Genomic DNA, 22,735 nt, shown 5'->3' on the forward strand with positions numbered 1-22,735 from the left:
TCTCTTGTGGGCGAACGGAGCGGCCGCTCTGGCGGGTCAGGCGGTGAACCGGACCGGAAGCTCCAGCAGGCCACGGAACGGCGACGCCGCCGGTAGCCGGCGCAGCTCGGCGACCGGCACCCCGAGGCGCAGGTCCGGTAGCCGGCGCAGCAGCGCCCCGATGCCGATCTGCGCCTCCATCCGGGCCAGCGAGACCCCCAGGCAGTAGTGGACGCCGTGACCGAAGCCGATGTGCGGGCCGCGCTCGCGGCAGATGTCCAGCCGGTCCGGGTCGGCGAAGTGCGCCGGGTCGTGGTTCGCCGAATTGATCACCACGCCGACGATCGACCCGCGCGGGATGTGGACGCCCTGGTACTCGACGTCCTCGGTGGCGATCCTGGGGCTGGCCACCGGCAACGGGCCGTCGAACCGGAGCAGCTCCTCGATCGCCGAGGGCAGCAACTCCGGTGAGGCGCGGAGCAGTTCGAGTTGGTCGGGACTGGTCAGCAGGGCCACCGTCGCGTTGCCGATGAAGTCCGCGGTGGTCTGGTGCCCGGCGAACAGCAACAGGAACGAGGTGGTGACGAGCTCCGGTTCGGAGAGCTTCCCGTCGTGGTCGCAGGCCTCGATCAGCGCACTGATCATGTCGTCGGCGGGGTGTGCGCGCTTGGCCTGCACCAGGTCGGCGAAGTAGTGGTGCAGCCGCAGCTGGGCCTCCTGCACGGCCGCCCGGTCCTCCTGGGGACTACGGCCGGACGACCCGGACGTCCTGATCACCTGGGTCCAGTCCAGGACCCGGTCGTGGTCGGTCTCCGGGATCCCGAGCAGTTCGCCGATCACCCTCATCGGCAGCGGGATCGCGAAGTCGTGCATCAGCTCGGACTGGCCCTGCGGGACGATCTTGTCGAGCAGGTCGTCCACGGTCTGCGCCACCCGGGGTCGCAGCGCCTCGATGCGGCGCGGCGCGAAGGCCTGCGACACGATCCGGCGCAGCCTGGTGTGCTCCGGCGGGTCCGAGTTGAGCATGTTCTTGTTCAACCCCTCCGAGTTCGGCCCGAAGATCCGGAGGTAGTGCTGGTCGGGGCCGTACAGATCCTTGGAGAGCCGGGGGTCGGTCAGCGCCGCCTTGGCGTCGTCGAAGCGGGTGATCAGGTACGAGTCGAAGCGCGGCGAGCTGACCGGGCACACGGGCTTGTCGGCGCGCAGCCGCGCGAACGCGGGGTAGGGGTCGGCGGCGAACTCGTCGGTGTAGAGCTCCGACGCGGGTACGGCATCATCGGTCATCGCGACTCCTCGGGCTCGCTCCGCACGCTGTGCAGGACCTGGTAGGTGTGCCGCTGCGCGGATTCGCGAAGCTCGCGGATCATGCGCAGCAGCCGGTCGCGGTGCTCGCTGCGGCCGAAGGCGTCCAGCCGTTCGCGGTCCGCCCAGTCGCTGATGATCAGGTAGCTGCGCGGGTCGTCGGCGTCGCGGACCAGGTCCTGGTGCAGGCAGCCGTCCAGCGTGCGGATCTCCTCGGCCGCCGAGAGCCACTCCGCCTCGAACCGTTCCTCGCAGCCCGCCCTGGTACGCATCGCGAGCACGGTCCGTACGGTCGTCATCGCCCGCCTCCGAAGACCAGTTGCAGGTTCTTGCTGAGCGCGTCGGCGTCGATCGGCTGGCTGCGGAACCCGACGTGCCCGTCCGGGCGAACCAGGTACAGCGCGGTGCCGGCGACGCCGTACGCGGCCCGGAACTCGCCCCCGGCGTCCCGCACCACCGGCGGGTCGAGCAGCCACGGCGCTCGGGCTTCCGGGCTGAGCAGCAGGTTCACGTCGATCTGGCCGGACGTCTGCCGGCGGACGTCGGCGCACAGTTTCCCCACCGCGGCCACGGTCCCCTCGTCGGCTGAGCCGTCCGCGTAGACCAGCAACGTGTGCCGGGTGCCGCGGGTCAGCTCGTGCAGCCGCAGCGGGTGCCCGACGCCCCGCCGCTGCAGGCCGCCGACGTCGGGAGCGCGGTCGCCGGGCCCCGGGCCGGCCCGCAGGGCGTCCGGAGCGGAGAGCGACTCGCCGACGAGCGGGCTGTCCGAGTAGCTGAGCAACATGGACATCTCCTGCAGGAACTGCCGCTTCAGGTCGTTGCGGTCCAGCTCGTCGGTGAAGGCCATCCGCACCGCGCGCCCGACGATCTCCTCGCCCTCCGGGCGCCGTTCGGTCTCGTAGCTGTCCAGCAGCCCGGGCGCGGCGATCCCCCGCACCGCCAGCGCCAGCTTCCACGCCAGGTTCCAGGCGTCCTGGATCCCGGTGTTCATGCCCTGACCGCCCGCGGGCGGGTGCAGGTGCGCCGCGTCGCCGGCCACGAACACCCGGCCGGCGCCGTACCGGTCCACGATCCCGTGGCTGATCCGGAAGACCGACGACCAGCGCAGGTTCGACGCGCGGGTGCCGGGCGGGGCCAGGTGGTCGATCGCGGCCTGGATGTCGGCGAGGGTCGGTTCGGCGAGCTCCTCGCTGAACCCCGGCGGGGCGTCCTTCCCGCCGGTCTGGGCGAAGAACCGGGGCGGCGCCAGCGTCGCGATCCGGTACCGGGACTCGCCGCGCAGCGGGACGCAGACCAGCATCCCGTCCATCCGGCCGTCGGTCTCGTGCATGAACCGGAGCAGGTGGCCCTCCGGCATGTCCCAGTCCACGTCCACGTCACCGAGCATGAACAGCTGCGGGAACCGGCCCAGCCCACCCGAGAACGTCAGCCCGAGCAGCTCGCGGACCCTGCTGTGCGCGCCGTCGCAGCCGACCAGGTACTTCGCGCGTACCGTCTCCGCGCCGCCGCCGGCGGTCGCGACGGTGGCCAGCACGCCGTCGTCGTCCTGGGTGAACGCGATCAGCTCGGCGCCGCGCTGCGGGCGCACGCCGAGGGTGGCCAGCCGTTCGGTGAGGATGCGCTCGGTCTCGTACTGGGGCAGGCCGAGGTGCGCGTACGGCAGCTCTGGCAGCTCCCAGCTCATCCGATGGGTCTGCACGCCGTTGACGAACACCATGTTCCCGGTCAGCCAGATCCCGGCGTCCATCGCCTCCCGCACGATGCCCTGGTCCGCCCAGATCTCCATCGTGCGGCAGTGGATGCCGATCGCCTTGTCGGCCTGGGCGGGCGGGGTGGCCTGCTTCTCGATCACCCGGCACTCGATGCCGCGCCGGGCCAGCTCGACGGCGGCGGTCAGCCCGGTGGGCCCTGCTCCGACGATGAGTACGTCCGTTGTCGTGTGCACGTCGATCTCCCTGCCCGTGCTCGGTTCTCGGCTGTTCTCGGGATGGGCCACGTCGTGGAAGAGGCGGCGCCGGATGTCCAGGAGGAACGGCGCGATCGGCCCGGCCTCCTGCTGCGCGTGTGCCGGGTTGCCGATCCAGCGGTGGAACTCCGCCTCGCCGCGCCATTCGGCGAAGATGTGGTGGACGTTCGAACCGGGCTCGCGCAGCAGGTCCTCGCGCAGGTACCCCGGCACCTCGGCCATCCGTGCGGTGACCTCGGCGTACCCGCGCTCGAACTCGGCCAGCCGGTCGGCCGGCACGGTGAGCTCGACGTCCACGAAGATCTTCGATCCCGTGCCGTCGGGGTTGCGCATCACCCGGTAGCTCTCCGCCCCGGATGGCTCGCGGAGGGGGCGGATCGCCTCGGCGAAGCGCGCGGCCACCGGTCCGTTCTCGTAGTCGTGCAGCGCGGACTCGTCGGCCCACTCGGTGACGACGACGAACGAGCGCGGATCGTTGGCGTCGAGCAGCAGCTCCCGCCGGAGGCTGCCGGCGAGCCGGCCGATCTGACCGGCGGCCGTTCGCCACGCGGATTCGACGGCGGATTCGCACCCCGGGCCCACCCGTAGCCGGGCCATCGCCCTGATCATGGATTCTCCTTCGATCGCCTGCGGGAGACGATCGGGCTGATGAACCCGCCGTGGCCGCGCGCACTGACCAGGAAGACGTCGACAGCCATCCGGCAGGACTCGCGAACGACGAGCAGCAGTTTGCGGATCATCACGGATCTCCTTCCTGATCCCCGCGGAGGTGCTTTCTCCTGGTGCGGCAAGGGCCCCCACCGGTGCCGCCCGGACCACGACCACGTCGTGCTGCGACCCTGCCGGACGACGCGTCACGCCGCCGTCACCGGCGACCGGTGTCGAGTCCACGGTCGTTGACGCCGCGGGGACGGGCCCGGGCACAGTGGAGTCCCGCGGCAACGCATCGAGCGTCGTCATCGCCGGGAGCGGGGCGGTTCCGTCCTGGGAGGACACCCGGTGGCAGCCACCAGCGGTTCCGGCGGCGCGCGACAGGCGGGTCCGACCGGGCCGGGGACGGTCCGCGACGGGCCGGGCCGGCGCCGCTACGCCGGCACGTGGACCGGCGCGAGCACGTCGCTGATCAGCGCGCACATCGCCGCGGACGGTTCGAGCTGCAGCTCGCGCAGCAGGAGATCGCGGTAGGCCAGGAAGGCGTGCAGCGCCTCGTACGCGTTGCCCTCCGCCAGGTGCGTCGCGACCACCAGCCGGTGCGGCGCCTCGCGCAGCGGATCGGCCGCCATCGCCTCGAGCGCGGCCTGCAACGCCTCGCCGTGCTCACCGCCGCGCAGGTGGGCCCGGGCCAGCTCGTCGAGCAGGTGCAGCCGCAACCGTCTGAGCCGTTCCCGCTCCACCAGCACCCAGTCGTCGTACCAGCCGGGCAGCAGGTCGTGACGCCCGGCGGCGAGGACCGCCGCAGCCGGGCGCGGGTCACCACCCTGGCTCACCCGGGCGGCGACCCTGGCCAGCTCGTCGACGTCCAGGTCGACCACCGGGTGCAGCCGGACGGTGTCGCCGACGGTGACCACCGGGCAGATCGGATCCCGGCGCAGCCGCCACAGCGCCGTCCGCAACGAGGAGAGCGCGCGCTCCTCCGACACCTCCGGCCACAGCAGGGCCGCCAGCTGGGTACGGCTGGCCCCCGGGCGCAGCCCGATCAGGGCGATGCTGCGTTGCAGGCCGCGCGGCACCACCACGGCCCGCCCGCCGTGCAGCAGCCGGAAGCCGCCGAGCAGCAGGAGGCGGACCCTCGGCTGGACGTCGGACACCGGCTGTGGTCGGGTGCTGCCTGTCGTGGACAACCTCTCCTCAGCGGTCACGATCGAACCCCCCTGCACCGGGACCCTGGTCGGCGAGAGCCGCCCTGGCGGAGTGGCGGGTCCACGACGCCACTGTCGGGCGGCCCGCTGGCGCCCGGACCGCGGACGACATCGCGTTGAGGATGACGAACGTCGTCATCGTCACCACACCGCGTCGATGCGCGGTCGGCCGTCCGACCGCCGCCCGGACCGATGGGATGGAGCGTGAGCTGCCCGAGGACCGCTCGCCTCAGCTGGGAGTCTGCGGGATCGGCGTCACTCCAGCGTCATCGTGCGCCGACGCCGATGCGCTTCCGGTGACGGCCCGTTGACGCCCGCGTCCCGCCGCCGGACTCGGGTCGCCCTCCGCGACGTTCGTGCTGGAGACAACGGTTTCCTGTTGGGCGACGTCGATGGGCGCGTCGGCTGGTCTGTCTGGCAGTGCTCCGCACGCTCCCTGTCTGATTCCCGGCGCGCGGCGTGTGGTTTGCGGGCTCTGAATCTAGCGAAGTTCTTCGTCGTGATGCGGACGACTTCGCTGCGCCTGGGAGACGGTGCCAGGCAGCGGTGGTGGCCTGCGACGAAGGTCGAACGCCGCTGGATGTCGGGCGAAGGCCCACGCGGCGAGCGCGAGGGCGACCAGACACAGCGTTGCCGGGACGAGGAAGCCGACCTGGTGTCCCAGCGTGGCAACCGACACGGTCGCCACGAGACTGCCGTTGATGGCCGCCACGTTCTCGTGACTGAGGTATATCGACGTCGCCGTGCCGGCACGCCCCACCATCAGCCGCTGCGCGAGGTCGATGCCGACCATGACCGTGGCCGCGCCGAACAGCGCGTAGCCGATCTGCAGCAGCATCAGCTGCCCGGGTGTGGTGATGACGACGAGGCCGCCGTAGTAGGCCACGCTCGCGGCACCGCCCACCAGGAACACTTTGCCGCGTCCCCACCGCACGGCCGCGTACGCCATGATCGGCATGAGTACCAGCTCGCACAGCGGTGGCAGCGCCAGCGCCAGCCCGGTCAGTTGCAGCGGGGCGTGCAGGGATACGCGCATCAGGATCGGCAACTGGGACAGCAGCATGATGCGTCCACTGGAGAACAGCACCATCACGACCGCGAGAATCAGCAGTAGCCGCTGACCACCGGCCGTCCCCGTCCGGACACCATCCCTGTCGCCGATGTCCTCACCCGTGACCGGGCGCCGTGTCGCGGCGGCGATGGTGTCGCCCCCTCGCAGCAGGTACCACGACAGCGCCAGACAGCCGAGGCAGACGACCGAAACGACCCGGAAGAGCGGGCGTGGCCCGAGATAGGCCAGACCGAGACCTCCGATGCCGAAGCCGGTGAACGAACCGATGGACAGCACGATGCGCATCGCGGCGATCACAGCGGTGGAGGTGGCGGTGTCGTTCCGGCGTTCAACGAGGTCCCGGGTGTAGGCCATCAGCTGCACGTTGGGGACGCCGACCGCGCAGAAGAAGACGACCCCGACGGCGAGCATGGCCGGGTACGACCGCACGCTCGCCAGGATCGCGTAGCCGGTGGCCAGCCACGCGAGACTCGCCGAGATGATCACGCGCCGGACGCCGCCCCGGTCGGAGACGTGGCCCGTTGTGAGCATCATGGCCATGCCGGCCAGGGCGACGACGGCGAAATTGATCGTCGCCATGGTGTCCGAGGCGCCCAACTCGTCCCGCGCGAACAACGACAGCACACCGAGTGCCGCGAACGACGCCGTCGAACTGACCAGCATCAGCGCCATCAGCGGCCGGTACGGCGCTACGGCATGCCACGCAACCACCAACCGACCGTCACCGGGCGCCTCCCGCCGAGCGTCCGTCTGCGTCACCACCAACACCTCCGCCCGGCGTGGGACCGGCAGCCACCGGTCCCATCATCTGCCTGCGCGTGACGAAGCCAACCCATCGGGCGCCTTGAGGATTGGCGCGGACCGGAGCCGAAGGAGACTCTCGAGCTCGTCCAAGCCGAGCTACTGGAACGACACGGTCATGAGCCCAACGCGGTGATTGAGGTGACGTTGACCGAGCACGAGATCGATCGGGGTCGCGACACAGTGGTGACCACGCACTGGACGATCGAGCGACGCCGGCAGTTCCCGCAGTTGCTTCAGCACCACCGGGAAACGGCCGAGCCCTTGCGAGCGCACTACCGCGAGCGCGGTGTGCTTCCTAGTGGCTGTGGCCACCCTCCCCGGACCGCCGCCGGACGCCAGGAAGTGCTTCGCGACGGTCACTGACGAACGGGCGCGGCGGCCGCCCTGAAGCGGCAGCGGAGAGCCGGCCACCCTGGCGGCGGCGTGTGCGGCCCGTTGGGAGGCGTGACGATCCTCAGTGCGCTGCGACGATCACCGCGTCCGGCTCGAGGTCGGCGAGCCGGGCCGGCCGCACCACCACGAGCAGCACCGCCATCGCCGCCACCATGCCACCGGCGACGACGAGGGCCATGGCCACCGCGCCGGTGCCCAGCACGCCCACCAGGGGCGCGGCCAGCGCGCCGACGCCGAACTGGACGGCGCCGAGCAGAGCGGAGGCCGTACCGGCCGCTTCCCCGTGCCGGGACAGGGCCAGGGCCGGCGCGTTCGGCATCGCGAGGCCCGCCGCCGCGAGCACCACCCACAACGACACCAGCAGGCTCGGCAGCCCGCCGAGCCCGGTCGCGGCGAAGGCGAGCAGCGCCAAACCGGCCGCGGTTCCCACGCCCAGGGCGGAGACGAGGATGCGCTGCGGCGAGTGCCGGCGCAACAGCCGTACGTTGAACTGGGTCGCCGCGATCAGCCCGACCGCGCCCGCGCCGAAGGCCAGCCCGAACTGCTGCTCGTCCAGCCCGTACTGCTGCTGCAGGACGAACGACGACCCGGCCACGTAGGCGAACAACGCCGCCATGGCCAGCCCGGCGACCAGAACCAGGCCCACGAACGTACGGTCCCGCAGCAGCGAGCCGTACACGACCACCGTCGCGACCACCCCGCCACGCTGGCGCCGATCGGCCGGCAGCGTCTCGCGGAGGCCGAGCGCGGCCACCACGACGAGCAGCACACCGAAGGCGGCCAGGGCCACGAACACGCCGCGCCAGTCCGTCCAGCGCAGCAGCCAGCCGCCGAGGGTCGGAGCGAGGACCGGCGCCGCCCCCATGACCAGCAGCAGCCGGGAGAGCAGCCTGGCGAATTCCGCGCCGCTGAACAGGTCGCGGACCACGGCCATCGCGACCACCGAGGCCGCCGCGACGCCGAGGCCCTGCACCACCCGCAATCCACCGAGAACGGCGATGTTCGGTGCGATGACGCAGAGCACCGACGCCACGACGTGCAGCGCGATGCCGGCGATCAGCGGCGCGCGCCGGCCGACGGCGTCGGACAGCGGACCGATCAGCAACTGGCCGAGGGCGAGGCCCGCCAGCGTGCCGGTGAGGGTCAGCTGGACCGCCGCCGAGGTGGTCTGGAAATCGGCGACGATCGCGGGAAGCGCGGGCAGGTACATGTCGATGGTCAGCGGACCCACCGCGATCAGCGACCCGAGCACGAGGACGAGCCGCAGGCGTTGTCGGGGGCTCATCAGGTCGCCCGGCGTCAGCGGAGCTGCCGGACCCTCAGGGGCGTCGACGGTGGCGGTCATCGGGTCGCCGCCGACTGCTCGTCGCGCAGCCGGGCGGAGAACAGTGCAGGAGTCACATTCGGCTCCAAGCCCGGATCCGGTGAGCTGATTCCCCGTCAACCGGGAGGTATCTCAGGTCACAGTCGAGCGGCGGCGGTGCGATGGCCCTGACAGGCCGACCAGCGGAGCATCCTCAGCCGCCTGTGGCGCCAGCGCCCTCGCAGTCCCTCGGTGGGGATCTTCCCGCAGGCGCAGCCAACGCCCGGAGCGGCAGCAGCGCTACCCGCTGGGCGGTCACGGCCACCAGAGCGTCCGCATCGTTGCTGGTCGGAGCCTCATTGACCGCCCGGGCCGGGTGAGCGATTCAGACGCGGTGACCACCTCGCGAAGCTGCACCCACCAGCAAGGCCTGAACGCCCGCCAGTTCCTCGTCGCGCTGACCTGCGGATAGCCCCCTACCAGGCGATATAGATTGCCGTTGACTGCCGTTCAATGCCGCGTGCGGTTGGCTGAAGCGGGCGCTAAAACCACCTCTGAGCTGGGAAGACGCGGAGCCGGACCTAGGCGAGGGTGCCGTTGGGTCCATCCGCCCGAAGCGTCGTCCGGAATCCACCGATTCATCACATAAGTCCGGCGTGTTCACCCCTGCCCGATGTTAGGTTTACCTCCTGTTCATCCCGGTCCAAGAGGGCGGGCAATTCGGACATTTTCGTACTACATGGCCCGACCATGCGCGGGCTCACGGGGGGAAGAGGGGCTGATGGCAGGCACATCCAATGTCACCGCTGGCGGTACGAGGAAGACCGACTTCGCCACCACGGAACGGTCTCGCGGCGTCCCTGGGAAGGGGGATCCGGTGACACTGAACCGGGACATCGACACGCACGTCCCCAGCCTGCTGTCCGCGCCGCCACTCACGGCGCCACCGCCGGGCCATGATGACCGGCCACTGAGCATCCTGCGGATGCGGGAACGCCCGGAGAGCGACACCGCGGTCGGCAACGTCGGTCCCGAACGACAGACCGTGAGCGTGGTCATCCCGACGCTCAACGAGGAGAAGAACATCAGGTGGGTGCTCGAGCGCATGCCGCCGACCGTGGACGAGGTGGTCCTCGTCGACGGGCACTCGTCGGACCGTACCGTCGAGGTCGCCCGCGCCGTCCGGCCGGACATCGTGGTGGTGACGCAGAACTGCCGGGGCAAGGGTGACGCGGCGCGGGTGGCGTTCGCCGCGGCCACCGGCGACCTGATCGTGATGATCGACGCTGACGGCAGCATGGATCCCGCCGAGATCCACTGCTACGTCACCCCGCTCATGAACGGCTACGACTTCGTCAAGGGCTCCCGGTTCCTGGCGGGCGGCGGATCGACCGACCTGACCCCGCTGCGCCGGACGGGAAACCAGATGCTGGTGCGGCTGACGAACAGCCTGTTCCTCGTCCACTTCACCGACCTGTGCTACGGCTTCTGCTCGTTCCGCCGCGACTGCCTGCCGGCGCTCGCCCTGACCGCGCACGGCTTCGAGATCGAGACCGAACTCGTGGTCCACGCGCTGAAGGCGAACCTGCGCATCGCCGAGGTGCCGAGCAACGAACTCCCACGCCGCTGCGGCACCTCGAACCTGCGCACCTTCCGGGACGGTCAGCGGGTGCTCCGGACCCTGGTCCGGGAGCGGCTCGTACGGCGCCCTCGACCGGTGGTGGACCCGATCGACCACCGGGTGCTGCACCGGTGGCAGCCCCTGACGACCAAGCCGGCCGGTCCGGCACTCAGTGAGGTGACCAGCTCGTGATGCGTCCGCGTGCCCGGGTGACGCGTGGCAGCTTCGCCCTCGCCCTGCTGGCCGGGGTGCTGTTCGGTGCCGCACCCGTTCCCGGTGGGCTCTCCACACCGGCCGGCGCCGCCCCCGGCGACATCGGCTTTGTCGGTCCGGCCACCTCCGGCGACGGTTCGGCGGCGACCGGCGAGAAGCCGGAGAGCAAGCTGTGGTGGAACGACGGCGCCTGGTGGGCGGTGCTGTTCCACACCAGCAGCCAGACCCACCACATCTTCCGGCTGGATCGCTCCACGCAGCAGTGGGTCGACACCGGGACCATCGTCGACAACCGGCCGAAAACCCGCTCCGACGTGCTGTGGGACGGCACCAGGCTCTACGTCTCCTCGCACGTGCGCGCCAGTTCCTCGACCGGCGCGGCGTCCGGAAACCCGGCCCGGCTCTACCGCTTCAGCTACGACGCCGCGACGAAGACCTACACCCGTGACACCGGCTTCCCGGTGCAGATCACCAACTACTCCAGTGAGACCCTGACCATCGACAAGGACTCGACGGGCGTGCTCTGGGCGACCTGGACCCAGGGTTCGAAGGTCTACGTGAACAACACGACGGGCGGGGACGCGGTCTGGGGCACCCCGTTTGTGCTTCCGGTCGCCGCGGCCGCCAACCTGTCCAGCGACGACATCTCGGCGGTGGTGACCTTCGGCGGCGGCCGCACCGGCGTGATGTGGAGCAACCAGGCGGCGTCGGCGATGTACTTCGCCGAGCACACCGACGGCACGTCGCGCTCCACCTGGGACGTCACTCGTACGGCGGTCCAGGGCCCGAACAGGGCCGACGATCACATCAACCTCAAGGCACTGCAGGCCGACGGCTCCGGACGGGTCTTCGCGGCCGTCAAGACGGGGCTCGACGACGACGCCGCCACGTCCTCGGCGCCCTTGATCATGCTGCTCGCCCGGGACCCGTCGACCGGCGACTGGTCCAGCTATCCGGTCGGGCGGATCAGGGACTGTCACACCCGGCCGGTCCTGCTGCTCGACTCCGAACAGCAGACGCTGTACGTCTTCATGACCGCGCCGGACAGTGGCTGTCCCTACTCAGGCTACCCGGGAACGATCTTCATGAAGAGCTCCCCGATGGACGCCATCGCCTTTTCCGAAGGCCGCGGCACCCCGGTCATCAGGGACGCCACGTCACCCAACCTGAACAATGTGACGACCACCAAGCAGGACGTCACCAGCGCCACCGGCATGGTGGTCATGGCCAGCAACGACGCCACCCAGCGCTACTGGCACGCCGACCTCCGGCTGGGCACGTCGTGAGCGCGGGGACCAGCCTCGAGCCCCGCCTCGGGCCGGCCCCCGGCGACCCGCGGCCGCCGCGGGTGACGAGTCCAGCCCCGGTCGACGTGTGGGAGCAGGTGCTCGCCTCCGCACCGACCGCCCTGCCCAGCCAGACGCCGACCTGGCTCCGCTGCGTGTGCACGGTCGAAGGCTACGAGGGCGTCTCGCGGCTTTACGAGACCGTCGACGGAAGGCGCCTTGACCTTCCGCTCGTACGACGCCCGGGGCTCGGTCCGATCCTCGCGACGGACTTCGGGCTCCCGGTCGGCTGGGGACCGGGCGGGCTGGTCTGCGACGGCGGTGAGGTCGGCCCGGATGACGTCCGCATGGTGGTCGCCGACCTGGCGCAGCGGCGCGTGCTGAGCACCCTGGTCCGCCCCGACCCGGCGACGGCCGGGACCCGGGACGCGGTGGTGCCGGCGAGCGTGCTGCGCCAGGAGCGGATGACGCAGACGCTCTTCCTCGACGGCGGCTTCGACGAGGTCTGGCGCAAGCGGTTCCGCAGCGACACCCGCAACCAGATCCGCCGGGCGGAGCGCGCCGGCGTGGTCGTGGAGCGTGACGCCGAGGGCCGTCTGGTCGCCGCTTCCACCAGCTCTACAGCGAGTCCGTCGACCGCTGGGCGCGGCGGGACCGTCTCCCGCTCCCGCTCGCCCGGCCGCTGGCGGCCCGACGGGAGCCGCACCGGAAGTTGCGCACCGTCTCGGCCACGCTGGGCTCCCGTTGCCGGATTTACGCCGCATACCACGAGGGGCGACCGGTCGCCGCGATCGTCGTGCTCCTCGGCACGCCGCCACCCACCCCCAACGCGACCGGCTCCTCGACACGGCCCGGCGGCTGCGGGAGGAACTCGTCGCCGCCCTCGTCGGCCGCACCGTGCACACCTGCTGGATCCACGGCGACTTCTGGCCCGGCAACCTGCTGGCCACCTCGCCCGACGGGCAGGTGACCGGGATCGTCGACTGGGACCGCGCCTCGGCCCGTCAGCTCCCCCTGCACGACCTGCTGCACCTGCACGTCCTCGCCCGCCGGCTGGCCCGCGGCGAGGAACTCGGCGAGATCGTCGTGCACGCGCTGCGGCACGGCATCGCCCGGACGCTCGACGTCCCCGCCGGCGAGGCCGCCGCCTGGCTGGACGGCATCCCGCCACGACCGGCCCTGCTCCTCTACTGGCTGCGCCACATCCTGCTCTTCATCGACTCGGAAGGTGACCATGACGATCCACGCTGGATCCGCGGCAACGTCGAACGCGTCCTCGTCAACGTCTGAGCTGGTGGCCGTCCTCGAACCCGAGGCGCCGGCCGGGCCCGAGGTGGCGCTGACCGTCACCGTCGTCATCTGCGTCTACACCGAGCGGCGGTGGCCGCAGATCGTCCGGGCGGTCCGCTCCGCGCTGGTGCAGGACGTACCGGCGGCACAGGTCGTCGTGGTCGTCGACCACAACCCGGCGCTGCTGGAGCGGGTGCGCGCCACGTTCCCCGAGCTGACCGTCGTGCCGAGCACCGGCCCGCGCGGCCTCTCGGCTGCCCGCAACACCGGGCTGGCCCAGGCGAGCGGCGAGATCGTCGCCTTTCTCGACGACGACGCCGAGGCCGAGCCCGACTGGCTGGCCCGGCTGCTGCCGCACTATCGGGACGAGCGGGTGCTGGCGGTCGGTGGCCACGCCGTACCGGCCTGGGAGGAGAAACGGCCGCGCTGGCTGCCCGCCGAGTTCGACTGGGTCGTCGGGTGCAGCTTCACCGGCCAGCCCACGGAGGTCGCCCCCGTCCGCAACGTGATCGGGTGCAACATGTCCTTCCGCCGGTCGGTCCTGGACCGCACCGCCGGCTTCGACCCGGCACTCGGTCGGGTCGGCAGGACGCCGGTCGGCTGCGAGGAGACGGAGCTCTGCATCCGCATCCGGCAGCTCGAACCGGACGGCGTGGTGCTCTACGAGCCCGCGGCCCGGGTCCGGCACCGGGTGACCGTCGACCGGGCGACCTGGCGTTACTTCCGGCAGCGCTGCTTCTCCGAGGGGCGGTCCAAGGCCGTCGTCGCCCGGCTGGTGGGCAGCGACGCCGGGCTCGCCACGGAGCGCACGTACACCCGCCGCACGCTCCCGGCAGGGGTACGGCGCGGGCTGCGTCAGGTCCGCGCCGGCGACCGCGCCGGGCTGCTGCGGTCCGGGGCGATCGTCGCCGGGCTGCTCGTGACCGCCGCGGGCTACGTCTCGGCCCAGGCCCTGCGCGCCTCCCAGGCGGTCGGCGGGCCCGCCCCCCGGCGCCCGGCGGGTCCGGTGCCGGTACGGGTGCTCACCGTCGAGCTCTCCGAGGGACTGCCCGACGTGCCCGACACGGGTGGCCCGGACGGCACCCGGTAGCGCACCCGGGGTTGGCGCGCGTACCGACGGGCCCGCCACCTGGTGCACAGCGCGCGTCCGCGGCTGAGTCAGCCGACCTCGTGACGGCAGGGAGAGCGCACCAGGGACGGGGAGGAGGGTGACCCTCGTGAGCGCCCAACGAGCCGGGACCGCCGACGCGTCGGTCGGTCGCGCGGCTCCCGGCGTCGGCACCGTCGCCGAACCGATCGGCGTACGGCTGCGCCAGCACCTGCGCGACCCGCTGAACGGCAACGTCTACGCGCTGATGCTCAACACGGCGGTGAGCTCGCTGCTCGGCATCGCGTACTGGGCGCTCGCCGCCCGCCTCTGCGACTCGTCCTCACCGTGTCGGTCTGGGGCTGGCGGCCGTCGGCGCGTGGCGGCGGATGCGCCGGAGACAGGGCGACCTGGGGCTCCTGACGCTCGCCGGGGCGCCGTTCCTCCTCCTGGCGATGCAGAGCTACGGCGGCGAGATCTTACTTCGGGTCTACGCCTTCGCCCTGCCGTTCATGGCGATCCTCCTGGCCGCGCTGCTGGTCCCCGTGTGGCCGGCGCGGCGTCGCGTCCTCGCGGCCCTGACGGCGGGCTCGCTGAGCACCGTCCTCATCGGCGCGTTCTTCGGCGCCCGGTACGGGAACGAGGCCTTCGAGCAGGTACGGCCGGCCGACCATCGGGCCGTCGAGTGGCTCTACGCGCACGCCCCGGCAGGCGGTCTCGTTCGTCTCGGTGACCTCCAACGTCCCCTGGCGGGCGCAGGGCATCGGACGGTACCGGTACCGACCCATCGGCGAGGACCTCGGGCCGACCACGATCCCCGCCATTGAGGAAGAGATGCGACGCAACCCGAAGGGCGCCTACCTGATCATGACGAAGGGGCGGTACGTCTTCGCGGAGTCGTTCCTGGGCAAGCCGCGGGGATGGGGCCCGGACCTGGAACGCCAGATCGTCGACTCAGGAGAGTTCCGGCTCGTCTACACCAATCCGGAGGCGAGGATCTACGTCCTCGGTAACAGCGGAAGGGGCGACCAGTGACCGAAGTCGTCGAGTTTGAGATCGATGCCGATCCACGGGCCGCCTCCTCGCCGGCGGACTCCCCGTCGCGTACGCCGTGGCCGGCGCTGGTGACGCTCCTCGCCGGCGACGGCGTCCTCGCCCTCGTCGTCTGGGACGGGCCGAGCATCCTGCGGGCGGTGAGCGTCCTCGTCTACATCACCGTGGCGCCGGTGCAGGGGGCGCACTCCCTGGGTGGCGTCGAATCAGCAGAAGGCGTCGTAGCGGTCACCCAGAACGGTCGGCACGTAGTTGCCCAGCCGTTCCCGCTCCGGGTGGTAGACCACCCCGACCGCCCGATGGTCCAGCTCGTCGGTGAGCAGGTCGGGCCGGTCAGCCTGAGGGACGTGTGAGCCCACTGTGAGCAGAGCGTGAGCGGGCGGCGTCAATCTTGACCCTGGTCGGCAGACCGATGAACTCCAACTGAGAGGTCTCGGGCCATGATGCGGTGGATCGTCGGGTCAAGCGTCAAATATCAACGGCTGGTGCTCGCCATCGCCGTCGCCCTGATGGCCGTCGGGTTCGTACAGCTTCGCAACACGTCGGTCGAGGCCCTGCCGGAGTTCGGGCCGGTGCGGGTGGACGTGCAGGTCGAGGCGCTCGGGCTCTCCGCCGAGGAGGTGGAGAATCTGATCACCAACCCGATGGAGAACGAGTTCTTCAACGGGATCCCGTGGCTGGCCAAGCTCGAGTCCCGCACGCTCCCGGGATTGTCGTCGATGGAGATGACGTTCGAGCCGGGCACCGACCCGATCCGGGCCAGGCAGGTCGTGCAGGAGCGCCTGACCATGGTCGCCATGCTGCCTGCCGCCTCGTCGAGGCCGCCGCTGGTGGTGCAGCCCCTCTCGTCGACCGGTCGGCTCATGATGATCGGTCTGTCGTCCCAGGATCGCTCACTGATCGACATGTCGCTGCTGTCGCGTTGGACGATCGTGCCCCGCCTGCTGAGCGTCCCCGGCGTGGCCAACGTGGCCATCTGGGGGTTCCGCGACCGGCAGCTGCAGGTGCAGGTCGATCCCGCCAAGCTGATGCAGAACGGCGTCACGCTGGACCAGGTCCTGCGCACGTCGGCCAACGCGCTGTGGGTCTCGCCGCTGACCTTCGTGGAGGCCTCGACACCCGGGCTGGGCGGTTTCATCGACACCGCCAACCAGCGGATCGAGATCCAGCACAACCAGCCGATCAAGACCGCCGCGGATCTCGGCAAGGTCACCGTTCAGGGCGCCGAGGACCGCGGGGTGCTGCTGGGTGACGTCACCCAGATCGTCGAGGACCACCAGCTCCTCATCGGCGACGCGGTCGTCAAGGACGCTCCGAGCCTCATGCTCGTGGTGGAGCGGTTCCCGGGCGCCAAGGTCGCGGACGTGACCCGGGACGTGGAGGCGGCACTCGACGAGCTGCGACCCGCCATGCCGAACGTCCAGATCGACACGACGGTGTACCGGCCGGCCACCTTCATCGAGAAGATGGTCGACAACCTGACCACGACCCTGATCCTCGGCGCCATCCTCCTGCTGCTGGTGCTCGGTGCCTTCCTGTTCAGCTGGCGCACCGCGCTGGTCAGTCTCGTGACCATCGCAGCCTCCGTGGCGGTTACGGTGCTCGTGCTGTCCTGGTTCGACGTACCCCTCAACATGTTGTCCCTGGCGGGGCTGGTGATGGCCCTCGCCATCATCGTGGACGACGCGGTGATCGCCGTCGACAACGTCAGGCAACGGCTGCGGCAGCGCCGCGAGGATGGCTCCGACGAGCCCCTCTCCGACACCATCCGGGGAGCCATCCTCGACGTACGCGGCCCGCTCTTGGTCGCAGCCCTGATCGCCGCGATCTCGGTCGTGCCCCTCTTCATCCTCGACGGGGTGCGCGGCGCGTTCCTCACCCCGGTCGCCCAGGGCTTCCTGGCCGCCACGGTGGTCTCGCTGGTGGTCGCGCTGACGGTCGCCCCCGTGCTGGCCACGCTCCTGCTGTCCCGGTCGTCACTGCAGCACGGCCCGTCGCCGCTCGCCCGGGCGTTGGAGCGGGCGTACGGCGGGCTGCTGCCCCGGCTGCTCCGCCGGCCGGTCTGGTCCTATGCCGTGGTCGGCCTCCTCGTGGTGGCGGGCCTGGCGGCGCTGCCGTTCCTCGGCTCGCGGCCGCTGTCCCCGACGCTTCAGGAGCGGGACCTGCTGATCACCTGGGAGGCGCCGCCCGGCACGTCCCGACCGGAGATGAACCGGATCACGGGTGCGCTCAGTGCCGAACTGCGGGCCGTCCAGGGAGTACGCAACGTCGGCGCGCACGCCGGGCGGGCACTGGCGTCGGACCAGGTCGTCAACATGAACTCGGGAGAGGTGTGGCTCAGCGTCGACCCGGGGGCCGACTACGGCCGGACCCTGGCCGCCGTGCAGCAGGTGGTGGACGGCTATCCCGGGGTGCAAAGCGACGTGATCACCTACTCGGACAAGCGGATCCGGGAGGTGGTGACCCGCGGTGCCACGGAGGACCTCATCGTGCGCGTCTACGGCAACGACTACGCGGTTCTCAACGAGAAGGCCCAGGAGGTCCTCGGCATCATCGCCGCCATCGACGGCGTCGCCGAACCACGGGTACGGACCGCAGAGGTCGCGCCGACGGTGGAGATCGAGGTCTCCGTCGCCAAGGCCGCGAAGTACGGCCTCAAGCCGGGCGACGTGCGCCGGGCGGCCGCCACCCTCGTCTCGTCCACGGTCGCGGGCAACCTCTTCGACGACCAGAAGGTGTTCGAGGTCGTCGTGTGGGGCGTCCCCGCGGTGCGCCAGAACATGTCCACCATCCAGAACCTGCTGATCGACGCGCCGGTCGGTGGCCCGCGCGGCGGCCCGACCCAGGTGCGCCTGGCTGACGTCGCCGACGTGAGGATCGTGGCGAAGCCGGAGGTCATCACACACGACCAGGTCTCCCGCAGCATGGACGTCGTCGCGAACGTGCGCGGGCGTGGTCTGGGTGCCGTCACGAGCGAGGTCAAGGACCGGCTCGCGCAGGTGACCTTCCCCCGTGAGCACCATCTGGAGGTGCTCGGCGAGGGGCAGGCACGGGCCAGTTCAGACCTCCGGGTGTGGGCCTTCGTGATCGGCGCCGTGATCCTGATCTTCTTCCTGCTGCAGGCCGGCTTCGGTAGCTGGCGGGTGGCGTCGCTGTACTTCCTGCTCCTGCCGACGGCACTGGCGGGCGGATTGCTGCTGGCGGCCATCGACCGGTCGGCCGTCTCGGTGGTCGCGCTGCTGGGGCTGCTCACCGTGCTGGCCATGGCCGTTCGGGGCGGCACGCTGCAGATCATGCGGTACCAGCGGCTGGAAGAGGAAGGCCACCCGCCAGGTGCCGAGCTGGTCGAGCGCGGGTCACGGCAGCAGTTCATCCCGGCCGTGACGGGCATCCTGGCGGCGGGGCTGGCTCTGCTTCCCATGGTGATCTACGGCGGCGTCTCCGGCCTCGAGATCGTGAGCCCGCTCGCCCTGATCATCCTTGGTGGCCTGGTCACGACCGCGCTGCTGAACCTGCTCGTCCTACCCGTGCTGTATCTGCGGTTCGCCGTCCGGTCTCCATCGGTGGCCGGGTCGGAGCCTCGGGCCGGATCGATACCCGCGCCCAGGCCAGAACCCGGTGCGACGGGCAAGGTAACCCCTTCAAGCCCGGCTCCGGCCTGATCGGAACCAGGAGAGTCCCATGCACAGACAAGGAGGCGACCACATGCGACACAGTGGTCGGTGGATGGCAGCGATCCTGATCACGCTGGGCTTGGCGGCCTGCGCGACGCCCGCCTCGAACACCTCGGGTGGCCACAAGGAGAGCCCGGCCAGGGTCGAGGCGATGCCGGGCAAGGACGTCAAGAAGGTGACGCTGACCGAGCAGGCGGCGCGCCGGGTGGGCATCGCGACGGTCACGATCGGCGCGGCGCAGACCGCACCGCCGGTCGGGCCGACCCCGTCGCCGGTCGGGCCGAGCCCGTCGGCAGGCACGCCGGCGACCGTCGTGCCGTACTCAGCAGTGCTCTACGACCCGAACGGCGTGGCCTGGGTCTACACGGTTCCTCAGCCGTTGACCTACGTCCGGGAGAAGGTCGTGGTGGCGACCGTGGGCGGGGCGCGCGGGACCGACGCGTTCCTTGCGCAGGCACCGCCGGCGGGGACCACGATCGTGACCACCGGCGCTATCGAACTCTGGGGCGCCGAACTCGGGGTCGGCAAGTAGTCCATCCAGTCGCTACGAGGGTAGGGACCCCACACCATGATGCGTTGGATCATTGGAACGAGTCTGAAGCTCCGGTTCCTCGTGGTTGTCGGGGCCTCGATGTTGATGTTCTTCGGCGTCCTACAGATTCGCGACATGCCCGTCGACGCGTTCCCCGAGTTCGCGCCGCCCCGGGTGGAGATACAGACGATCTGCATCGGACTGTCCGCGCAGGACGTCGAGGAGCTTGTCTCCGTCCCGCTGGAGCAGGGGCTCACCGGGATCGAGGGCCTGGACGTGATGCGCTCCAAGTCGGTCTCCCAGCTCTCCTCGATTATCCTGATCTTCAAGCCCGGGACCGACCTGATGGCGGCCCGCCTGCTGATCCAGGAGCGACTCACCGCCATCACTCCCAGACTGCCGCGCTGGGCCAACGCCCCCTTCATGATCCAACCGCTGTCGTCGACCAGCCGGGTGATGAAGATCGGGATATCCCAGGCGGACAAGTCCGACGCCGCCCACGTCGACATGGCGCTGCAGGCCTACTGGACGGTCCGGCCCCGCCTGATGCGGGTACCCGGGGTGGCGAACGTGGCCATCTGGGGCGATCGGTGGCACGTCAAGCAGGCCCTCGTCGATCCCGAGCTCATGAAGCAGCACAACGTCACGCTGGCCCAGGTCATGGAGGCCGCCGGAGACGCGGTGGACGTGGGTCAGCTGAAGTTCAACGGCGGGTTCGAGATCGGCACCGGCGGGTGGGTCGACACCGCCAACCAGCGGCTCCAGGTGCAGCACCAACTGCCCGCCCTGACCGGGCAGCAACTGGCCGAGATCCCCATCGAGGTGCCGAGGGGCGCCAAGCCGGTCTACCTGAAGGACGTCGCCTACATCACGGACGACATCATGCCGCCGTCCCTGCTCACGGGGGACGCGGTCATCAACGACGGCCCCGGCCTCATGCTCATCGTCGAGAAGCTGCCCTGGGGCAACACCCTCGAGGTGACCCGCGGGGTGGAGGCGGCGCTGAAGGAGATGGCGCCCGGCATGCAGGGCCTCGACGTCGATACCGAGATCTTCCGGCCGGCGACCTTCATCGAGACCTCGGTCGAGAACCTCGGTCGGGCGATGGTCATCGGATTCATCCTGGTGGTCCTGATCCTGGTGCTCTTCCTCTTCGAGTGGCGGGTCGCGCTGATCAGCGCCATTTCGATCCCGCTCTCCCTCGTCGCGGCGGGACTCGTCCTGCACTGGACCGGGGCCACCATAAATACCATGATCCTGGCCGGGCTGGTGATCGCCCTCGGCGTGCTCGTCGACGACGCCATCATCGACGTTGAGAACATCGTCCGCCGCATCCGCCAGCACCGGCGAGCGGGCAGCACGAAGTCGACCGCCGCCATCGTCCTCGACGCGTCGGTGGAGGTCCGTGGTCCGATCGTCCAGGCCACGATGATCATCCTGGTCAGCACGGTCCCGATCTTCCTGCTCACCGGGCTCACCGGCTCGTTCTTCCGGCCCATGGCGTTCGCCTACGGGCTGGCCATCCTGGCCTCGCTGCTGGTGGCCCTGACGGTGATCCCGGCGCTCGCCCTGATGCTGCTGGCCCGGTCACCGGTCGAGCGGCGGGAATCGCCGCTGGTGCGCTGGCTCCAGCGCGGCTACGCGGCGGTGCTGGCACGCATCATCCCGCGTCCCGCCGTCGCCTACGCGACCGTCGTACTCGTCCTGGCGGGCGGCGTCATGGTGGTACCGATGCTGGGACAGAACCTGTTCCCCGCGTTCAAGGAGCGGGACTTCCTGATGCACTGGGTGACCCAGCCCGGCACCTCGCGTGAGGAGAGTGTCCGCATCACGGAACAGGTCAGCAGGGAACTGCGGGCGATCCCCGGGGTCCGGAACTTCGGCGCCCACATCGGGCAGGGCACGTTGGCCGACGAGGTCGTCGGCCTGAACTTCACCGAGAACTGGATCAGCATCGACCCGAAGGTCGACTACGACAAGACACATGACGCCGTGCAGAAGGTGGTCGACGGCTATCCCGGCCTGCAGCGCGATGTGCAGACCTATCTGAAGGAGCGCACGAAGGAGGTGCTCACCGGCTCCAGCGACTCCATCATCGTCCGCATCGTCGGCGACGACCTCGACGTGCTTCGCAACAAGGCCAACGAGGTCAAGGACCTCATCGCCGGGATCGACGGCATCATCGACGAACACGTGACGCTGCAGACCTCGGTTCCTCAGGTGGATGTCCAGGTCGACCTGGCCAAGGCGGCCCGGTACGGGATCAAGCCCGGCGACGTACGCCGAACGGCCGCCACGTTCATCGCCAGCGAGGAGGCGGGCGACATCTGGCGGAACGGCAAGAACACCGAGGTGCACGTGTGGAGCGTGCCGAGTGCCCGGTACAGCATCGAGAGCGTCCGTAACCTCCTGATGGACGCTGCGGACGGGAGCAAGGTCCCCGTGGGCGAGCTGGCCGAGGTCAAGATGGTGCCCACGCCCAACCAGGTCCTGCGGGAAAATGGATCGCGGTACATCAATGTGGGCGCCAATGTGGCCGCGGGGAAGGCCTTGGGCGACGTCGCGGCCGAGGTTGAGCGCCGCCTGGCGACGGTGGACTTCCCGCCCGGCTACCACCCACAACTGCTCGGTGAGTACAAGGAGGCGACGAGCGCCCAGGACCGGCTGCGGCTCTTCGCCGGCGTCGCGGTGATCGGGATCCTCTTCCTGCTGACCACCGCCTTCAACAGCTGGCGGCTGTCGTTCCTCGTCCTCCTCACGCTGCCCATGGCTCTGGTGGGCGGGATCCTCGCGGCATACGTCGGTGGCGGCATCCTTTCGCTCGGCTCGCTCGTGGGATTCTTCACCGTGCTGGGCATCGCCGCGCGCAACGGCATTCTCATGATCAACCATTTCCAGCATCTCGAGCGGGAGGAAGGGGAAAGCTTCGGCCGAAACCTCGTCCTCCGTGGCGCGAGGGAGCGACTCTCGCCGATCCTCATGACCTCGTTGGCGACCGGACTCGCCCTGGTTCCCCTGGCCATCGAGGGCAGCCTGCCCGGTCACGAGATAGAACACCCGATGGCGGTGGTGATTCTGGGTGGCCTGTTCACCTCGACGCTGCTGAACCTGTTTGTCCTCCCGTCGCTCTATCTGCGTTTCGGCCGACCCAAGGATTCGTCCACGCGCCGGCCGCTTGCAGGGCGGGTATGGCCCACGGCCCTGCGGTCCGGAAGGTCCCATGCCTGACCGGTCCGGCGGACTCTCGGCCCAGCTACGACGAATCGCCGTGGTTGCCGACGGGTCCGCCGGGCCGCTGCGG

The 22,735-nt window shown here is 70.5% G+C and carries 18 protein-coding genes; 9 read left to right on the forward strand and 9 right to left on the reverse strand.

Going from position 1 to position 22,735, the window contains the following annotated elements; translation table 11 throughout:
- Positions 1–36: 36 nt before the first annotated feature.
- The 8 genes from ACTWO6_RS21495 to ACTWO6_RS21530 all read right to left on the reverse strand — a co-directional run bounded on the left by ACTWO6_RS21495 (position 37) and on the right by ACTWO6_RS21530 (position 8,660).
- A complete protein-coding gene (locus tag ACTWO6_RS21495) occupies positions 37–1,263 on the reverse strand; it encodes a cytochrome P450 family protein (RefSeq protein ID WP_446215614.1) in 1,227 nt (408 codons plus the stop codon).
- The gene (locus tag ACTWO6_RS21500) at positions 1,260–1,580 is read right to left on the reverse strand and encodes a putative quinol monooxygenase (protein WP_446215615.1); all 321 of its coding nucleotides are present in this window, start codon (positions 1,578–1,580) and stop codon (positions 1,260–1,262) included. The genes ACTWO6_RS21495 and ACTWO6_RS21500 overlap by 4 nt, the downstream gene beginning before the upstream one ends.
- Complete coding sequence (locus ACTWO6_RS21505) at positions 1,577–3,856, reverse strand: FAD-dependent oxidoreductase (RefSeq protein ID WP_446215616.1); 2,280 nt, start codon at positions 3,854–3,856, stop codon at positions 1,577–1,579. Before ACTWO6_RS21505 ends, ACTWO6_RS21500 begins: the two co-directional genes overlap by 4 nt.
- Entirely contained in the window at positions 3,853–3,987 is a 135-nt protein-coding gene (locus ACTWO6_RS21510; RefSeq protein WP_446215617.1) for a hypothetical protein, read from the reverse strand. Before ACTWO6_RS21510 ends, ACTWO6_RS21505 begins: the two co-directional genes overlap by 4 nt.
- Before the next feature lie 345 nt (positions 3,988–4,332).
- Positions 4,333–5,055: an AfsR/SARP family transcriptional regulator gene (locus tag ACTWO6_RS21515; protein WP_446220724.1), complete on the reverse strand. Its 723-nt coding sequence runs from the start codon at positions 5,053–5,055 to the stop codon at positions 4,333–4,335.
- Positions 5,056–5,587: 532 nt separating this feature from the next.
- Complete coding sequence (locus ACTWO6_RS21520) at positions 5,588–6,937, reverse strand: MFS transporter (protein WP_446215618.1); 1,350 nt, start codon at positions 6,935–6,937, stop codon at positions 5,588–5,590.
- Between the two features lie 141 nt (positions 6,938–7,078).
- On the reverse strand, positions 7,079–7,342 hold the full coding sequence (locus ACTWO6_RS21525) for a hypothetical protein (RefSeq protein WP_446215619.1): 264 nt from the start codon (positions 7,340–7,342) through the stop codon (positions 7,079–7,081).
- A 94-nt stretch (positions 7,343–7,436) separates the two neighbouring features.
- Positions 7,437–8,660: a multidrug effflux MFS transporter gene (locus ACTWO6_RS21530; RefSeq protein ID WP_446220725.1), complete on the reverse strand. Its 1,224-nt coding sequence runs from the start codon at positions 8,658–8,660 to the stop codon at positions 7,437–7,439.
- 895 nt (positions 8,661–9,555) lie between these two features.
- Between ACTWO6_RS21530 and ACTWO6_RS21535 the strand changes: the two genes are divergently transcribed.
- From ACTWO6_RS21535 to ACTWO6_RS21560, 6 genes are all read left to right on the forward strand, one after another.
- On the forward strand, positions 9,556–10,491 hold the full coding sequence (locus ACTWO6_RS21535) for a glycosyltransferase family 2 protein (protein ID WP_446215620.1): 936 nt from the start codon (positions 9,556–9,558) through the stop codon (positions 10,489–10,491).
- Positions 10,488–11,798, forward strand: a complete 1,311-nt coding sequence (locus tag ACTWO6_RS21540; protein ID WP_446215621.1) for a hypothetical protein — start codon at positions 10,488–10,490, stop codon at positions 11,796–11,798. Before ACTWO6_RS21535 ends, ACTWO6_RS21540 begins: the two co-directional genes overlap by 4 nt.
- 744 nt (positions 11,799–12,542) lie before the next feature.
- A complete protein-coding gene (locus ACTWO6_RS21545) occupies positions 12,543–13,088 on the forward strand; it encodes a phosphotransferase family protein (protein WP_446215622.1) in 546 nt (181 codons plus the stop codon).
- Between the two features lie 4 nt (positions 13,089–13,092).
- On the forward strand, positions 13,093–14,178 hold the full coding sequence (locus tag ACTWO6_RS21550) for a glycosyltransferase family 2 protein (protein WP_446215623.1): 1,086 nt from the start codon (positions 13,093–13,095) through the stop codon (positions 14,176–14,178).
- A 386-nt stretch (positions 14,179–14,564) separates the two neighbouring features.
- The gene (locus tag ACTWO6_RS21555; RefSeq protein WP_446215624.1) at positions 14,565–15,002 is read left to right on the forward strand and encodes a hypothetical protein; all 438 of its coding nucleotides are present in this window, start codon (positions 14,565–14,567) and stop codon (positions 15,000–15,002) included.
- 7 nt (positions 15,003–15,009) lie between these two features.
- Positions 15,010–15,210, forward strand: coding sequence for a hypothetical protein (locus ACTWO6_RS21560; RefSeq protein WP_446215625.1), 201 nt, complete (start codon positions 15,010–15,012; stop codon positions 15,208–15,210).
- A gap of 224 nt (positions 15,211–15,434) precedes the next feature.
- On the opposite strand, the gene ACTWO6_RS21565 is transcribed toward ACTWO6_RS21560, so the two are convergent.
- Positions 15,435–15,587, reverse strand: a complete 153-nt coding sequence (locus ACTWO6_RS21565) for an erythromycin esterase family protein (protein WP_446215626.1) — start codon at positions 15,585–15,587, stop codon at positions 15,435–15,437.
- Positions 15,588–15,668: 81 nt separating this feature from the next.
- On the opposite strand from ACTWO6_RS21565, the gene ACTWO6_RS21570 reads away from it, so the two are divergent.
- The 3 genes from ACTWO6_RS21570 (at position 15,669) to ACTWO6_RS21580 (ending at position 22,662) form a co-directional block, all read left to right on the forward strand.
- Entirely contained in the window at positions 15,669–18,890 is a 3,222-nt protein-coding gene (locus ACTWO6_RS21570) for an efflux RND transporter permease subunit (RefSeq protein WP_446215627.1), read from the forward strand.
- A 64-nt stretch (positions 18,891–18,954) separates the two neighbouring features.
- Positions 18,955–19,434, forward strand: a complete 480-nt coding sequence (locus ACTWO6_RS21575; protein ID WP_446215628.1) for a hypothetical protein — start codon at positions 18,955–18,957, stop codon at positions 19,432–19,434.
- A gap of 105 nt (positions 19,435–19,539) precedes the next feature.
- The gene (locus ACTWO6_RS21580) at positions 19,540–22,662 is read left to right on the forward strand and encodes an efflux RND transporter permease subunit (protein WP_446220726.1); all 3,123 of its coding nucleotides are present in this window, start codon (positions 19,540–19,542) and stop codon (positions 22,660–22,662) included.
- Positions 22,663–22,735: the final 73 nt, after the last annotated feature.

The sequence above is a fragment of the Micromonospora sp. IBHARD004 genome (assembly GCF_052814115.1).